15 protein-coding genes are annotated in these 13,165 nt (G+C 68.2%); 7 read left to right on the forward strand and 8 right to left on the reverse strand.

The features are described from left to right. The first annotated feature begins 175 nt into the window (after window positions 1-175). Window positions 176-2,740 (forward strand): bifunctional lysylphosphatidylglycerol flippase/synthetase MprF, encoded by a 2,565-nt coding sequence (mprF, locus tag ACM0PK_RS01975; RefSeq protein ID WP_414607034.1) that lies wholly within the window; start codon window positions 176-178, stop codon window positions 2,738-2,740. Between the two features lie 95 nt (window positions 2,741-2,835). Here mprF and ACM0PK_RS01980 read toward each other — a convergent pair whose 3' ends face one another. The 4 genes from ACM0PK_RS01980 to ACM0PK_RS01995 all read right to left on the reverse strand — a co-directional run bounded on the left by ACM0PK_RS01980 (window position 2,836) and on the right by ACM0PK_RS01995 (window position 5,700). Then, window positions 2,836-4,182 carry a virulence factor family protein gene (locus tag ACM0PK_RS01980; protein ID WP_414607035.1) on the reverse strand — a complete coding sequence of 449 codons (1,347 nt, stop codon included), beginning with the start codon at window positions 4,180-4,182 and terminating at the stop codon, window positions 2,836-2,838. 78 nt (window positions 4,183-4,260) lie between these two features. After that, window positions 4,261-4,878 carry a DUF998 domain-containing protein gene (locus ACM0PK_RS01985; RefSeq protein WP_111200931.1) on the reverse strand — a complete coding sequence of 206 codons (618 nt, stop codon included), beginning with the start codon at window positions 4,876-4,878 and terminating at the stop codon, window positions 4,261-4,263. Next, complete coding sequence (locus ACM0PK_RS01990) at window positions 4,875-5,048, reverse strand: oxidoreductase-like domain-containing protein (RefSeq protein ID WP_061480629.1); 174 nt, start codon at window positions 5,046-5,048, stop codon at window positions 4,875-4,877. The genes ACM0PK_RS01985 and ACM0PK_RS01990 overlap by 4 nt, the downstream gene beginning before the upstream one ends. Before the next feature lie 49 nt (window positions 5,049-5,097). Continuing rightward, a complete protein-coding gene (locus ACM0PK_RS01995; RefSeq protein ID WP_088496759.1) occupies window positions 5,098-5,700 on the reverse strand; it encodes an HD domain-containing protein in 603 nt (200 codons plus the stop codon). 229 nt (window positions 5,701-5,929) lie between these two features. Between ACM0PK_RS01995 and ACM0PK_RS02000 the strand changes: the two genes are divergently transcribed. Next, entirely contained in the window at window positions 5,930-7,081 is a 1,152-nt protein-coding gene (locus tag ACM0PK_RS02000) for a transglutaminase domain-containing protein (protein WP_414607036.1), read from the forward strand. A 7-nt stretch (window positions 7,082-7,088) separates the two neighbouring features. Here the strand turns inward: ACM0PK_RS02000 and ACM0PK_RS02005 are convergent, their stop codons facing one another. Beyond that, the gene (locus ACM0PK_RS02005; RefSeq protein WP_010482882.1) at window positions 7,089-7,424 is read right to left on the reverse strand and encodes a zinc ribbon domain-containing protein YjdM; all 336 of its coding nucleotides are present in this window, start codon (window positions 7,422-7,424) and stop codon (window positions 7,089-7,091) included. Window positions 7,425-7,603: 179 nt separating this feature from the next. Here ACM0PK_RS02005 and ACM0PK_RS02010 point away from each other — a divergent pair, with 179 nt between their 5' ends. From ACM0PK_RS02010 to ACM0PK_RS02020, 3 genes are all read left to right on the forward strand, one after another. After that, entirely contained in the window at window positions 7,604-8,965 is a 1,362-nt protein-coding gene (locus ACM0PK_RS02010; RefSeq protein WP_414607037.1) for an Hsp70 family protein, read from the forward strand. A gap of 229 nt (window positions 8,966-9,194) precedes the next feature. Further along, window positions 9,195-9,488 (forward strand): YkgJ family cysteine cluster protein, encoded by a 294-nt coding sequence (locus tag ACM0PK_RS02015; protein WP_072169117.1) that lies wholly within the window; start codon window positions 9,195-9,197, stop codon window positions 9,486-9,488. Window positions 9,489-9,499: 11 nt separating this feature from the next. Next, the gene (locus ACM0PK_RS02020) at window positions 9,500-9,682 is read left to right on the forward strand and encodes a hypothetical protein (RefSeq protein WP_005410566.1); all 183 of its coding nucleotides are present in this window, start codon (window positions 9,500-9,502) and stop codon (window positions 9,680-9,682) included. 49 nt (window positions 9,683-9,731) lie between these two features. On the opposite strand, the gene ACM0PK_RS02025 is transcribed toward ACM0PK_RS02020, so the two are convergent. The 3 genes from ACM0PK_RS02025 to ACM0PK_RS02035 are packed head-to-tail and all read right to left on the reverse strand — an operon-like array spanning window position 9,732 to window position 11,733. After that, complete coding sequence (locus ACM0PK_RS02025; protein ID WP_252744417.1) at window positions 9,732-10,613, reverse strand: DUF4097 family beta strand repeat-containing protein; 882 nt, start codon at window positions 10,611-10,613, stop codon at window positions 9,732-9,734. Between the two features lie 11 nt (window positions 10,614-10,624). Beyond that, the gene (locus ACM0PK_RS02030; RefSeq protein WP_334272024.1) at window positions 10,625-11,158 is read right to left on the reverse strand and encodes a hypothetical protein; all 534 of its coding nucleotides are present in this window, start codon (window positions 11,156-11,158) and stop codon (window positions 10,625-10,627) included. Further along, window positions 11,155-11,733, reverse strand: coding sequence for an RNA polymerase sigma factor (locus ACM0PK_RS02035; protein WP_414607038.1), 579 nt, complete (start codon window positions 11,731-11,733; stop codon window positions 11,155-11,157). The genes ACM0PK_RS02030 and ACM0PK_RS02035 overlap by 4 nt, the downstream gene beginning before the upstream one ends. A 126-nt stretch (window positions 11,734-11,859) precedes the next feature. Between ACM0PK_RS02035 and ACM0PK_RS02040 the strand changes: the two genes are divergently transcribed. Together ACM0PK_RS02040 and ACM0PK_RS02045 are read left to right on the forward strand one after the other, a co-directional pair. Next, window positions 11,860-12,039, forward strand: a complete 180-nt coding sequence (locus ACM0PK_RS02040) for a hypothetical protein (RefSeq protein ID WP_061480628.1) — start codon at window positions 11,860-11,862, stop codon at window positions 12,037-12,039. Between the two features lie 35 nt (window positions 12,040-12,074). Continuing rightward, window positions 12,075-12,668 carry a mechanosensitive ion channel family protein gene (locus ACM0PK_RS02045; protein WP_005418176.1) on the forward strand — a complete coding sequence of 198 codons (594 nt, stop codon included), beginning with the start codon at window positions 12,075-12,077 and terminating at the stop codon, window positions 12,666-12,668. Window positions 12,669-13,165: the final 497 nt, after the last annotated feature.

Raw genomic sequence — 13,165 nt, forward strand, 5'->3', positions numbered from 1 at the left:
GTGATCAGGCCCGCATTGTCCTCCAATCCGGTCAACGGTGGGTGCACGGGTCCCCGCGAGAGACGTCACTACCGGGCTCCGACACATCCGCTGGTCAAATGGCGGCGACAGGCGCACGATGCGCCACGCCCCGCGTTGACACCGCACTCGCCCCTCCTGACGCACCCTTGCGCCGATGACCGCAGCCACCAACCCCGCCGCCGCTTCCTCCACCCCGGCATGGAAGCGGATCCTCACCATTGTCGTTCCCCTGCTGATCCTGTCGCTGGCCCTGCATGGCCTGGCCAGTGAATTCGATGAGCACGGCTACCGCGCCATCCGCCAGGCGTTCCGCCAGCTCAGTGGCCTGCAGATCACGCTCACCGTGGTGCTCGGTCTGGCCAGCTACGCCTGCCTGATCGGCTTCGATGCCATCGGCCTACGCCGCAGCGGCATCCGCGTGCATCCGGCACGCATCGGCATCACCGCCTTCCTTGCGCATACGCTGGGCCAGACCGTGGGCTTTGCCGCGCTGACCGGCGGCGCAGTGCGCCTGCGTGGCTACCGCAGCGCCGGCCTGGACCTGGCGCAGATCGGCCAGGTGGTGCTGATGAGCACGCTTGGTTTCGTATTCGGTGCGTGGCTGTTGATCAGCGTGGCGCTCTGCATGGAACCGGCGGCAGCGGCGTTGGCATTGCCACTGAATCCCGATGCCGTGCGCATCGTCGGCATCGTCGCCCTGCTCGCCTATCTGGGTACCGTGCTGCTGGTCGGTCGCGATGGACGGCAGTTCAGCGTGTTCGGCCATACGTTGTGGCTACCCGACCGCCGCACCATGCTCGGCGTCACCGTGCTCAGCGTGATCGAGCTGGTGCTGGCCAGCGCAGCGTTCTATGTGCTGCTGCCGGACTCGACACCCACCGGCCTGCCCGGCTTCGTCGGCCTGTACCTCGTCGCGGTACTGGCCGGCCTGGTCTCGACCGTGCCGGCCGGGCTGGGCGTGTTCGAATGGAGCCTGTTGAAGCTGTTGCCCCAGGTGGCGCCGGCGGCGGTGCTGGCGGCCGCGTTGATCTACCGCGTGACCTATTACGTACTACCGCTGGTGCTGGCCACGTTGCTCGCCCTTGCGCCCGCGCTGCGCCAGCCGCTGCAGGCCAGTGCCGGGGCAACCCGCGCCGGCTGGAACGCACTGCGCCCATGGTTGCCGCAGATCATTGCGCTGGCGGTGTTCAGCATCGGTGCCGCGCTGGTCATCGACGGCACGCTGCCCACGCCACGTCGGCACCTAGTCAACGCGTCGCTGCCGATCCTGGAAACCTCGCACCTGATCGGCAGCCTCAGTGGTGTCGCGCTGCTGCTGATCGGGCAGGGCCTGGCCCGGCGCAGCCACGCGGCGTGGATGCTGGCGATGGCGGTGTGCGTGGCCACCCCGCTGCCGCTGTGGCTGCGCGGTGGCCAACCGTTGATCGCCGTCTCGGCGGTGCTGGTGGCGATGGCGCTGTGGGCCGCGCGCCGCGAGTTCTACCGCCAGGGTGCGCTGCTGGATGAAGCCTGGTCGTGGCCGTGGCTGCGCAACCTGGGCCTGGTGCTGGTGGCGGTGACCTGGCTGCTGTTCTTCACCTACAGCCATGTCGAATACCAGAACGAGCTGTGGTGGCAGTTCGCGGTCTCCGGCAACGCACCGCGCGCGTTGCGCGCGTTGCTGGTGGTGGCCATCGCGCTGGTGATGTTCGGCCTGGCGCGGCTGCTGCACAGCACGCGCAGCCCGCTACCCGCCGCCGATGAAGCGACGCTGCAATCGCTGGCGCCGGTCCTGGCCGGTGCCACCGACACCCAGGCCTGCCTGGTGCTGACCGCTGACAAGGCAGTGCTGCGCGATGAAGCGAAACTGGGCTTCGTGATGATGCAGCGCTATGGGGGGTCGCTGATCGCGATGGGCGACCCGGTCGGCCCGCCGGACGTCGCCCGCGCATTGATCTGGCGCTTCCGCGAGGAAGCCGACCGCCTCGGCCTGCGCCCCGTCTTCTACCAGGTCGGCGAGTCCTACTGGCAGACCTACCTTGACCTCGGCCTGGGGCTGGTCAAGCTGGGCGAAGAAGCGATGGTGCCGCTGCATGATTTCGGCCTGGAAGGGCGCGAGCGCGCCGACCTGCGCCAGGCCTGGAACCGGGGCAAGCGGGGTGGCCTGTCCTTCCGCGTGGCGCCCGTGGAGGAAGTTCCCAGCCTGCTGCCGCGCCTGCACGCGATCTCCAACGCTTGGCTGGAAGACAAGGCCGGCGACGAGAAGGGCTTCTCGCTCGGCAGCTACGACCCGGATTACCTGGTGCGCTTCCCGGTGGCGGTGGTCGAGGCCGAAGGCCAGATCGTGGCCTTCGCCAACCTGTGGCAGGCACCGGCCGGCGCCGAGCTGTCGGTGGACCTGATGCGCCACGTCAGCGAAGCACCGAAGGGCACGATGGACTTCCTCTTCATCGAGCTGTTCCTGTGGGGCCGCGCACAGGGCTATGCACGTTTCTCGCTGGGCATGGCGCCGCTTTCCGGGCTGGCACAGCATCGTCTGGCTGGCCGCTGGAACCGCCTGGCCGGCCTGCTGGCGCGGCATGGCGAACGTTTCTACGGGTTCAGTGGCCTGCGCCGCTTCAAGTCGAAGTTCGATCCGCAGTGGCGGCCGCGCTATCTCGCCGCGCCTGGCGGCATGCACCTGCCAGCGGCGCTGCTGGACGCCACGCGCCTGATCTCTCTGGACCCGCGGCGCAACTGACGACCCGCACCACCCGGCAGGTGTCGGCCTTGGTCGACACGCCAGCGCCGACCAAGGTCGGCATTTTCCAGCACGCTGGCCAGCGTGGCCCGGCGCTACGCCCCGCCCTTGAGGATCACCTCGGCCAGCCGATCATAGTCACCGCCGAAATGGTGGTCGCCCGGCAGCTTCACCCGCTTCACGCCGTCATTGGCCGGCAGGTCCGGGCACAGTGCGTCCTCGTCCTTGTCGCCGTATACGCACAGGGTTTTTTCCGCCGGCAGCCTGGCCACCTCCGGTGCGATCGGCAGGCCATCGCCGCCACCGCCCAGCCAGTTGCTGACGTGGAATTCAAAGTCGGCCTTCCTGCCTACCGACAGCAGCACGATACGATCCAGTGCGTCACGGGTGCCGGCGTCGAGCTGGTTGATGGTGGCCGGCAGCACGTCGGCGCCCTGCGAGAAGCCAATCAGCATCACCTTGTCGCGGTGCCACTGCTGGCGGTAGTGGTCGATGATCTTCTGCAGGTCAGCGGCGAAGTCCTTCGGCGTGCGCTCGCTCCAGAAGTAGCGCAACGAGTCGATGCCGACCACGGCCACGCCGTGCTCGTTGAGCGACGACGCCACGTCCTTGTCCAGGCCGGCCCAGCCGCCATCGCCGGACACGAACACGGCCAGCGTGTCACCGTTGCCACTCGCCGGTACTTCCACCACCGGCAGGCCTTTCAGCGCGGCCGGCGGCGGTGCCAGACTGACCCCGGCCTGCGCGCCGATCACCCGCGCTGCGGCCACCAGACCGGGTGAGGCATCACCGCGCGCGGTTCGCTTGAATTCGCGCGCCATGGTGACCTGCTGAACAAACCGGCTGGCCTCGCCCACCTTGCAGCCGTGATCGCCAGCGGCACTCAACCACGGAAAATTCAGTTCGGCGGGCTGCAGCGTGTTGTGCTTCACACCATCGCCGCAGACCATGCGCTCATGCTTGTGGTCCGGGCAGAAGCCGGTGGTCAGCAGGCCGGCAAACACCTGGGTGTCGGCCTGCGCCGCGAGCGAATAGGCCATCTCGGCACCCTCGCCGTCACCGCCGACCAGCGGCAGGTGGTAGCCGGGCAGATGCAGGGACGCCTGCAGCCAGCGCGAGAAGTTCTCGACGTCACCGGCGCCGAACGAGCAGGTCGGATCACCCTCGCGCTTGAGCACGCCGCGCAGGTGCGCGATGTCCACAGCGGCAACCATGGCGCCGTCGGCACGCAGGGCTTCGATCGGCAGGCGGCTGGTGTCACCACCCGGGGTGGGCTCGTGGAACCAGATCACCACCCGCTGCGGCGTGCCGGCCGGCATGTGCACCGGAATCTGCTCGAACCGCCCATGGCTGAACTGCTGCGGGGTCCCCGCCGCCGTCGCCGGCAGCGCGGCCAGCGCCAGTACCACACCCATTGCCCTGCCCAGCCCTGCACGCTTCATATCGCATCCCCGATGGAATGCGCACACGATACGCCGCCACCGCGTGCACGGCACGTACCGGTGCAGGCCGTTGGCGATTCAGTCGGCCGTGGTACGCCTACTGCGCCGGTACAGTGCCAGCGCCAGGTACAGCAGCCAGCCTACGATCACCACGATCACGACCTTCTGGCCCAGCCCGCGCGGCGGACCGCCACGCCACAACACATGCAGCCACAACAGTACGAACGCCAGCCAGGCCCAGCCCCAGAGCAGGCCCGCGGCGGACTGCCAACCCGGTTCGCGGCGCAGGTACCAGGCCTGCAGCAGCATGCCGACGCTGGCACACAGGAACGCAGTGTTGGCCGCCAGCCCATGGATGAACGGTGCCAGCAGCGGCGTCGCTTCCGGCAGCCAGCTGTCACCGATGGCGACCGTGGCCAGGCCCAGCGCCGAGACAGTGAAGAGCAGCGGCGCCGCCGCGCTGCGCCGCGGGCCGATGCTGCCCCGGTAGAGGCTGATGCCGAGCAGGGCGATCGCCAATGCCAGCAGGCAGTAGGCCGCGCGCAATGCCAGCCCCCACGGCCCGTGCAGGTAGAGGCTGAGCGTGGCCCGCACCCAGTCCAGATCAGTGCGTGCGAACTGGGTCCACAGCGCGGTGGCCACGAACAGCAGCAGCGCCGCCAGCGCCAGCAGTGCCGCTGGGCGCGCGCGGCTCATGCGGACGCCTCCGGGTGCCGCGCCAGCCATTCGGCCAACGCCTTGCGATAGCGCTGCAGCTCGTCGGCATACAGGTCCAGCACGCACAGCGGGCAACCGCTGCCGCAGCATTCGTTCGGACCGGGCTCTTCCGGCGGCAACGGGCGGGGATCGGGATCAGGGACAGACACGGTTGGAAGCGGCAATCGGTGGAAACAGGCCCCAGTGTACCGGGCTGGTTCAGCGGCCCAGCTGCCGGCGCAGGTTGTCGCGCGCGGCCGCGTCGAGTCGCTGGTGGAAGAATTCGCTAAGGAAGATGCGCGGTGCACGCAGCAGGCCCTGCAGGAAACGGCGGCGGCCGGCGCGATAAAGGAAGCCCGGCACCACGCCCTTGTACTCTTCGGCCACGCCGCGGTCATAGGCGCTGAACACCGGTTCCGGCGCGGCCAGGATCGCCATGTCGCAGTCCAGGAACAACGCGGCCTCGGCATCGACATCGTCCGGGCCAAGCTCGCCATGGCGGGCAGTCAGCAGGATCAGCTGCTCGACCCGGGCCGCGTCGACCGTGGCAAGTTCCGGCGCCTGCGCGATCACTTGCAGGGCCAGCTGCGCCGAACGCGCCTCGTTGTCCTTTCGCCCCGCCACATAGATCGCATCGTGGTAGAGCGCGGCCAGGTAGACCTCGGCCGGCTGCTGCCAGCCTGGACCGTCGGCAACCTCCTGGCAGTGCTGCAGCACCGCACGCACGTGGCCGAAGTGATGGTAGGCACGTGGTGGCGTCGCATAGCTGTCCTGCAGCGCCTGCCACTGCGCCGGAGCGAGCGTCAGCGGGGAGAAGTCCATGACCGGATCATCCCGCCTGCGCCGGTGGCGGGCAAGCTGGCCATTTTTTCACCACACCCTCACAACGCCCTTCGCACGGGGCCCCAACGCGGTTGTCCACAGCTTTGTCGAGCGCTGGTCCACACCGGCTGTGGATGAACGCGCGTACCGACCAGCGGTCACTGCAGGGGTGCGCGCACAGGTCTACACTCGCCTCAGGCGGGAGCGCCCGCCGCTGCCGGGAGCCGTCATGTACCGTCCTGCCGCCCGATCCGTTCTGCTCGCACTGGCCGCATTGGCGGCACCCTCCGCGATCGCCCTGAACCCTGGCGCGAACGAAGTCCCTGCGCTCACTGCCAGCACCGCCGCGCCGACGATTCCGACGCCGCAGCAGGTGTTCGCGATTCCACCGGCCATGCTCGATATGCTGCACACCCAGGTGACCCGTCGCAGCTATTCGCGCGAGCAACGCCTGCAGGCGCTGGTGGAGATGATCTTCGACCGCCATGGCATGGACCTGCAGTACGACGCCGACGCGACCCTTACCGTCAGCGAGATCTGGCAGCAGCGACGCGCCAACTGCCTGGCCTTTACCCTGATGTTCGTGGCGCTGGCACGCGAAGCCGGCATCCAGGCGCGCGTGCAGGAGGTCGGCCAGGTGGTGTCGTGGTACCAGGACCAGGCCCAGGGCCTGGTCTACAGCGTAGGCCACGTCAATGCCGGGGTCGGCTTCGCCGGCCGCTTCGCCACCGTCGATCTGGATCGCAATGTGCTGTACGACCGCCGCGGGCCGCTGCCGATCAGCCAGGCGCGGGCGTTGGCGCACTTCTACAACAATCGCGGTGCCGAGCGCATGGCCAGCGGCGACCTGGCGGGCGCACGTACCTTCTTCGATACCGCGCTGGCGCAGGACGACAGCTTCGCTGCCACCTGGAACAACCTGGGCGTGCTGGAAAATCGCGCGGGCGATACCGCCGCCGCGCGACGGGCACTGGAAAGGGCGCTGCGACTGGACGGCCGCCAGGATGCTGCACTCACCAACGCCAGCGCCCTCTACCGCAAGCTCGGCATGATTGCGCAGGCCCAAGCACTGGAGCAGCGGCTGCAATCGGTGCAGCGCGAAGACCCGTTCGCGCAGTACATGCTCGGTGCCGAGGCCGAACGCGCCGGGCAACTGCAGCAGGCGATCCGCTATTACCGGCAGGCCGTGCGCCTGTACGACACCGCGCACCAGTTCCACTTCGGGCTGGCGCGGGTCTATTTCCTGGCGGGCCAGCTCAAGCACGCCGATCGTGAGCTGCTGCGTGCACAGGAACTGGGCGGGGCGCCGCAGCAGGCGCGCTACCAGGCCAAGCTGGACAGCCTGGCCCGCTGGCGCGCACGGCAGCAGGCCAGGCGCTGAAGGCCGGTCAGGCCTTCTTGAGGAAGCAGGTCTTCAGGACCAGGCCCTTGATCTTGTCCGAATTGCCTTCGATGTGCTCGGCATCGTCCTCGACCAGGCGGATGTTGCGGATCACGGTGCCCTGCTTGAGCGGGATCGAGGAGCCCTTCACCTTCAGGTCCTTGATCACGGTGACGGTGTCACCGGCCTGCAGGGTATTGCCGTTGCTGTCACGCACGACCAGGGTCGAACCGGCACTTTCCTCGGCGGTCCATTCGAAGCCGCAGTCGGCGCAGATCCACAGCGCGCCATCGGCGTAGGTGTTTTCCAGGGTGCACTGCGGGCAGGCAGGGGCAGAAGACATCAGCAAGTACCTCAAAGTGAATCAACAGCCGCCATTGTAACCGTCCGGCTCCCCTGGCCTTTTCCGGGCAGTACGCCGCGACCTCCTTGACCCGGCCCGGAACAGGAAACTGCGGGACCTTGCAGTCGGCGGCGAACTGCAGCAGAGTGCGCGGCCCCTGATCGCCCCCGGAACTCCCCATGCGCCTCGGCATCGACTTCGGTACCAGCAACTCCGCCGCCGCCATCGTGCATGAAGGGAAGCTGCTGCCGATCCGCTTCGGCGACGCCGAACAGTTCCGGACCAGCGTGTACTTCCCCGGCGTGGTGCCCGACCTGGATGACTTCCAGCTCGATGACGGCCAGGAGCACCAGTTGCAGCAGATGATCGACAGCGCTGCGCGTGCGGCGCGCGCCGCCGGCCAGGAACGCACGCCGCAGGCGCTGCGCCGCGAAGCCCTGCGCGCGCTGCGCCGGGAATGGATGGAGGCCCGTGCCGGCAAGGAACGCAGTGCCAGCGACCTGCTGCAGAATGCGGTCTACGGTGACGAAGCGCTGGAAGCCTATTTCGAGGAACACGAAGGCAACCTGGTTCAGAGCCCGAAATCGATGCTCGGCTACAACCTGCACCCGCGCGCCAAGCAGACCATCACCGGCATCGCCGCGCACATCCTCGAACACATCCGCCTGACCGCCAGCGCCCAGCTTGGCCAGCCGCTGCGAGCGGCCCTGCTCGGGCGTCCGGTGCAGTTCCGCAGCTCGATCGGTGCGGCCGGCAATGACCAGGCGCTGGACATCCTGCGCGAAGCCGCCCGCCAGGCCGGTTTCGACCAGATCGATTTCCTCGAGGAACCGGCCGCGGCGGCCATGCACTATCACGCCAAAAGCCGCGAACGGCACCAGGCCGTGATCGTCGACATCGGTGGCGGTACCACCGATATCGCCCACGCCGAAGTCGGCGGCGACGACGCCCCGCGCATCCACCGCGCCTGGGGCATCGCCCGCGGCGGTACCGACATCGACCTGGCGCTGAGCCTGTCCAGCTACATGCCGCTGTTCGGCCGCGGCATCACCCGCGTGCCCGCCCACCACTACGTGGAAGCGGCCACCGTGCAGGACATGACCCGCCAGCGCGACTTCCGCCAGCACAAGTATGACCATGTCGACAATCCGTGGGGCGCGCGCCTGCAGGCCCTGCAGGACACCGGCAATACCGCCCGCCTGTACCGCGACGTCGAGCGCGCCAAGATCGCCCTCAGCGCCGCCAGCGAACATCGCAGCACGCTGGACTACATCGCCCGCGACCTGCATGCCGACAGCAGCGCCGACGGCCTGGCCGCAGCCGCCCATGGTTATCTGGAGCAGCTCCGGGAGCTGCTGGCCCAGGTCCGCAGCGACATCGGCGGCGACCCGGACGCGGTGTTCCTGACCGGCGGCATGTCCCGCGCCGGGTATCTGCGCCAGGCCGTTGCGGAGGCCTTCCCGGGCGCCCGCATGGTCCACGGCGAGCCCTCGCTGGGCGTGGTCCAGGGCCTTGCGCTGGCGGCAGCCAGCCAGGATTAACAAAACGTTACGCGAACTAAGTTACTCTTGGTCGGCTAGAACCCTGCTGTACCTTCCACCGGCCACGCCGGTGTGTGTCCACGGTGCAGCCTGGCCCGCCCTGCGGGCCTAGCGGCCATGCCTTCCTGGCTCGTTCATGGTCCGCGTACCACCGGAGCCGCCATCGAGACCCGCTTTGGGCACCCGCCAGGCCCCTGAGGCCTTACAACCTGACGCAGCACATGCACCCATCGACTGCCGCCGTTGTGACGCGGTCTGTTGCCGGCTGCCCGTGTTGCTGCAGTCCGGCGACCACGTGCCCGGCCAGTTCCTGTCACGCGACACCCACGGCCGTGCCGTGATGGCACGCAACGAGGAAGGCTGGTGTGCGGCGATCGATCCCTATCACCTGCGCTGCACGATCTATTCGCAGCGCCCGGCGATCTGCCGCCAGTTCTCGATGGGCGGCAGTGACTGCCGCCGCGAGCGGCAGGACTACCTGCGCCAGGCTGATGCCTGGGCGCTTTCCTCCCCTTCCACCTGACAGGAGCAACCATGCCCCGCAAGGCAAAGACCCCCGCGAAGGCCAGCAACAGCATCCGCAGCGAACGCAAGGGCGCGGCCGCCAGCACCGTGGTCAGCAGCGATTCGATCGCTTCGGACCTGGCAGCGTTCCGCAAGGCCGGTGGCAAGATCGAAGTCCTCGGCACCACCTGGGCGCTGAAGAAAGCCAGCTGACCCAGTAGCGACCGCGGCGGCGCTGCCGCCGCGGCCTGCCGGATCGCGCTCAGCGATCCAGGCTTACCCGAACACTGCCCGAATGCGACTGGATGCGGATATCACCGTCGCCGCTGCCCAGCCGCGTATCAAGATGGCTGCCGGGGCCGTAGCGCGGCCGCTCCACCTGGCCAGCATCGCTGTTGATCGACCCGCTGAAGCTGTTCACCGACAGCTGCGCCGAGACGGCGCGCGGCAGGCGCAGGTTGACCGACGCACTCACCGATTCGACATTGATCCGGCCACCCGGCACCAGCCCGGCAGCCGACAGGTCAATGCTGCCCGATACGGTTTCCACCGCCAGCCGCTGCACCCGCCCGGCATCGACCTCGACCCGGCCGGATACCGTCTGTGCACCGATGTCACCGGACACGCCGCCACCGGCTTCGATGCGGCCGCTGACCGTGTTCACATCCAGCTTCGGGGTCTGCAGGCGCGCGCTGACACCGCCACTGACCGTATTGAGCTTGCTGTCGCCGCTGCGACCGGAGGCGCTGAGGCTGCCGCTGACGGTGTCGGCCTGCAGGCGGCGCACGTCGATGCCACTGATGTCCTGGCTGGCACTGACCGTGCTCAGCAGCAGTTCCACCGAGCGCGGCACGTTCAGCACCAGCGTTGCGCCGCCGTTGTTGCTGCGACGCGGATACTCGATCTCCCAGCGGACGCGGTTGGCACTCTTTTCCTGGCGCAGCTGCAGGCCATCACTGAGCGTACCGGTGAGCTGCACGTCGTTGCGGTCCCAGCCACGCACGGTCACCTTGCCGGCCACGTTGCTCAGTTCGATGCGGCCGCCGGCGGCCAGGTTGTGGCGTTCGTCGATCCGGGTGTCAGCCAGGGCCACCGCGGGCAGCAGCAACAGCGCGGCGCAGCAGGTCATCAGGGTTCGTGTCATCGGGGGTCTCCTCAGGTCGTCAGGCCGGACTCGGCGGCATAGGCCGCCTGCCGGGTCAGTTCCAGCCGCAGCGCATAGGTGCGCTTGAGCTGGCCAAGCAGGTGAGGCGCACGTGGGTCCTGCGCCAGCGCGGCCTGGATCTGTGCCGCGCTTTCATCCAGTTCGTGCAGCGCCGGCTGCCATTCCGGTGCCCGGCCTGCGGGCAGCGAGGCCACCGCCTGCCGGTACTGCTCGGTCATCGCCGCAGCCTGCAACTGCAGCGCGGACGGCACCGGTATATCCGGCTGCGCATGCCGCCAAGGGGCCACGGCGTAGATCGCCAGGCTGGCAGCCAGGGCAGCGCCGGCCGGCAACCACCAGCGGCGCCGCGAACGCGTTGCCAGGGCCACCACGTTGCCCGTTGGCGCAGGTGCTGCCTCTGGTTCACGCGGCGGCAGCCGCGCGGACAGGCGTGCCCAGCCATCGGCCGGTACATCGCGCTCGTTCGGCAGCGCGCGCAGCCGGGCCAGCAGATCGTGATCGCAATCGTGTTCGTGTGTACTCATGTCATGTCTCCCAGCCGTGCGCGCAGCAGGCCGCGCGCACGATGCAGCTGTGCCTTTGAACTGCCGACGGCCATCTGCAGCTGCTCGGCGATTTCCTGGTGTTTCCAGCCTTCGATGTCGTGCAGTACCAGTACCGCACGCGCCCTCGGAGGCAGCGTCGCGAGTGCGCGCTCCAGGTCGCGCTCGGTACCGGCACAACGGTCGTGCACCGCCAGCTCCTGCACGCCGCCGTCGACCTCCTCCAGACTGTCGTGGTCCTGCCCGGCGGCGCGCCCGCGCAGTTCCATCAGTGCGGCGTTGACGCCCAGCCGATGCAACCAGGTCGACAGGCTGCTTTCGAACCGGAACCCCGGCAGCGCCTTCCATGCCTGCAGGAAGGCTTCCTGCAGGGCATCCTCGGCACGCGCCTGCTGGCCCCCGCACAGGCGCCACAGTACGGCGAACACGCGCGGCGCATGGCGCCGGTACAGCAGTTCGTAGGCCGCAGTGTCACCGGCGGCGGCCGCCCGCACCAGGGCGGGTTCGTCGACAGGGGCGTGGGCGGCAGGCGGCGATGGCATCGTGGTGTCGAGCATATCGCTTGGATGCGGCGACCCGGAAAAAGGTTTAGAGCCGATCGCCGATCAAGGCCATGCAACCTTTTCGACGATGGCTGCATCCATGCAAGGTCATTCGAGAAAACACCTCCAGGGAGTTCCGCCATGTCCAGCCCATCCTGTGCCGCCCTGCTGGTAATCGTCGCTTGCGTCGTGCTGCAGGCATCGGGCCTGTCCTTGCGGTTGTGCCCCGACAACGGCCGCGCCTGCCTGCAGCAGGATCGCCAGGAGCTGGTCTGCCTGGCGTGGTCACCGATGGTCGAAACCCCGGCACGCGCCGGGTAACATCGAGGCCGTTCCCGCCACCTGTTTTCGCCCCCATGATGTTGTCGCTGAAGGATCACCTGCCGGCCTGGAGCCACCCATGGCTGAACTACGCGGGCGTGGCCCTGCAGATCGTGCTGGTGCTGCTGGTCGCCTGGCTGCTGCGGGTACTGGCCCGTCGCCTGATCCGGCGCTTTGCCGAGCACTACACGCTGCCACCTGAAATGGTGATGGGCGCGCGCCGGATCACCAGTTTCGTGGTCTATTTCAGCGCCCTGCTGTATATCCTCAGCCTGCTCGGCGCGAAGCCTTCAGTGCTGTGGACCGCGTTCACCGGCTTCGCGGCCGTGGGCGCAGTGGCCTTCTTCGCGGCCTGGAGCGTGCTCTCCAACATCTTCTGCACGTTGCTGATCTTCACCACTCGCCCGTTCCGCCTGCATGACTACATCGAAGTGCTGGAGAACGGCGAGAAGCCGGGCCTGAAAGGCCGGGTGATCGACGTGAACCTGATCTACACCACGCTGCAGGAAACCGGCGACGGCCACGAAGGCACGGTGCTGCAGTTGCCGAACAACCTGTTCTTCCAGCGCACGGTGCGCCGCTGGCGTGACCCGGCGCAGGCGCCCGGCGGCATCCAGGGCGACGGCTGAGGGTAGTTTTCGGCAGGGCTGCGCCCTGCACCTGCAGAGGCCGAAGCCGAAGCAAGATCAAGAGCGGCATTCCGTGGGATGGCGGGGCGGTGTGGGTGGTCAGGACACGCCGTAAACCCATCCATGGGGGCTCGATGGCGCCATCCATGGCGCCAACGGTCCTGCCCACCCACACCGCCCCACCTCTGACAGATTCCGCGCGCTGTTGGTGGGTGCCGACCGTTGGTCGGCACATCTGTCAGATATCGATAGTCAGAATTGGATCCGACCCCGTGCCGACCAACGGTCGGCACCCACCATCAGCAGCAGGTTCCAACAGATCGCGGAAATCTGTCGAAGGCGGGGTGGGTCCGGTTGAGGGGGCGTGAGCCGCATGGATGCGGCGACCGAGCTTACATGGACGTACTTGCAGCGTCCCCCTCAATCGGACCCACCCCGCCATCCCACGGATAGCACGCTTTTGCCGTTGCCGTTGCTCCAAGCAGGTGCAGGGCGCA

Source organism: Stenotrophomonas sp. FR010 (assembly GCF_047520755.2).
Lineage (GTDB): Bacteria > Pseudomonadota > Gammaproteobacteria > Xanthomonadales > Xanthomonadaceae > Stenotrophomonas > Stenotrophomonas sepilia.

Excerpts from the sequence above, each read along its gene's own strand:
- mprF (WP_414607034.1), top strand. The coding sequence starts at position 176 with ATGACCGCAGCCACCAACCCCGCCGCCGCTTCCTCCACCCCGGCATGG.
- ACM0PK_RS01980 (WP_414607035.1), bottom strand. The coding sequence starts at position 4,182 with ATGAAGCGTGCAGGGCTGGGCAGGGCAATGGGTGTGGTACTGGCGCTG.
- ACM0PK_RS01985 (WP_111200931.1), bottom strand. The coding sequence starts at position 4,878 with ATGAGCCGCGCGCGCCCAGCGGCACTGCTGGCGCTGGCGGCGCTGCTG.
- ACM0PK_RS01995 (WP_088496759.1), bottom strand. The coding sequence starts at position 5,700 with ATGGACTTCTCCCCGCTGACGCTCGCTCCGGCGCAGTGGCAGGCGCTG.
- ACM0PK_RS02000 (WP_414607036.1), top strand. The coding sequence starts at position 5,930 with ATGTACCGTCCTGCCGCCCGATCCGTTCTGCTCGCACTGGCCGCATTG.
- ACM0PK_RS02005 (WP_010482882.1), bottom strand. The coding sequence starts at position 7,424 with ATGTCTTCTGCCCCTGCCTGCCCGCAGTGCACCCTGGAAAACACCTAC.
- ACM0PK_RS02010 (WP_414607037.1), top strand. The coding sequence starts at position 7,604 with ATGCGCCTCGGCATCGACTTCGGTACCAGCAACTCCGCCGCCGCCATC.
- ACM0PK_RS02020 (WP_005410566.1), top strand. The coding sequence starts at position 9,500 with ATGCCCCGCAAGGCAAAGACCCCCGCGAAGGCCAGCAACAGCATCCGC.
- ACM0PK_RS02025 (WP_252744417.1), bottom strand. The coding sequence starts at position 10,613 with ATGACACGAACCCTGATGACCTGCTGCGCCGCGCTGTTGCTGCTGCCC.
- ACM0PK_RS02030 (WP_334272024.1), bottom strand. The coding sequence starts at position 11,158 with ATGAGTACACACGAACACGATTGCGATCACGATCTGCTGGCCCGGCTG.
- ACM0PK_RS02035 (WP_414607038.1), bottom strand. The coding sequence starts at position 11,733 with ATGCTCGACACCACGATGCCATCGCCGCCTGCCGCCCACGCCCCTGTC.
- ACM0PK_RS02040 (WP_061480628.1), top strand. The coding sequence starts at position 11,860 with ATGTCCAGCCCATCCTGTGCCGCCCTGCTGGTAATCGTCGCTTGCGTC.
- ACM0PK_RS02045 (WP_005418176.1), top strand. The coding sequence starts at position 12,075 with ATGATGTTGTCGCTGAAGGATCACCTGCCGGCCTGGAGCCACCCATGG.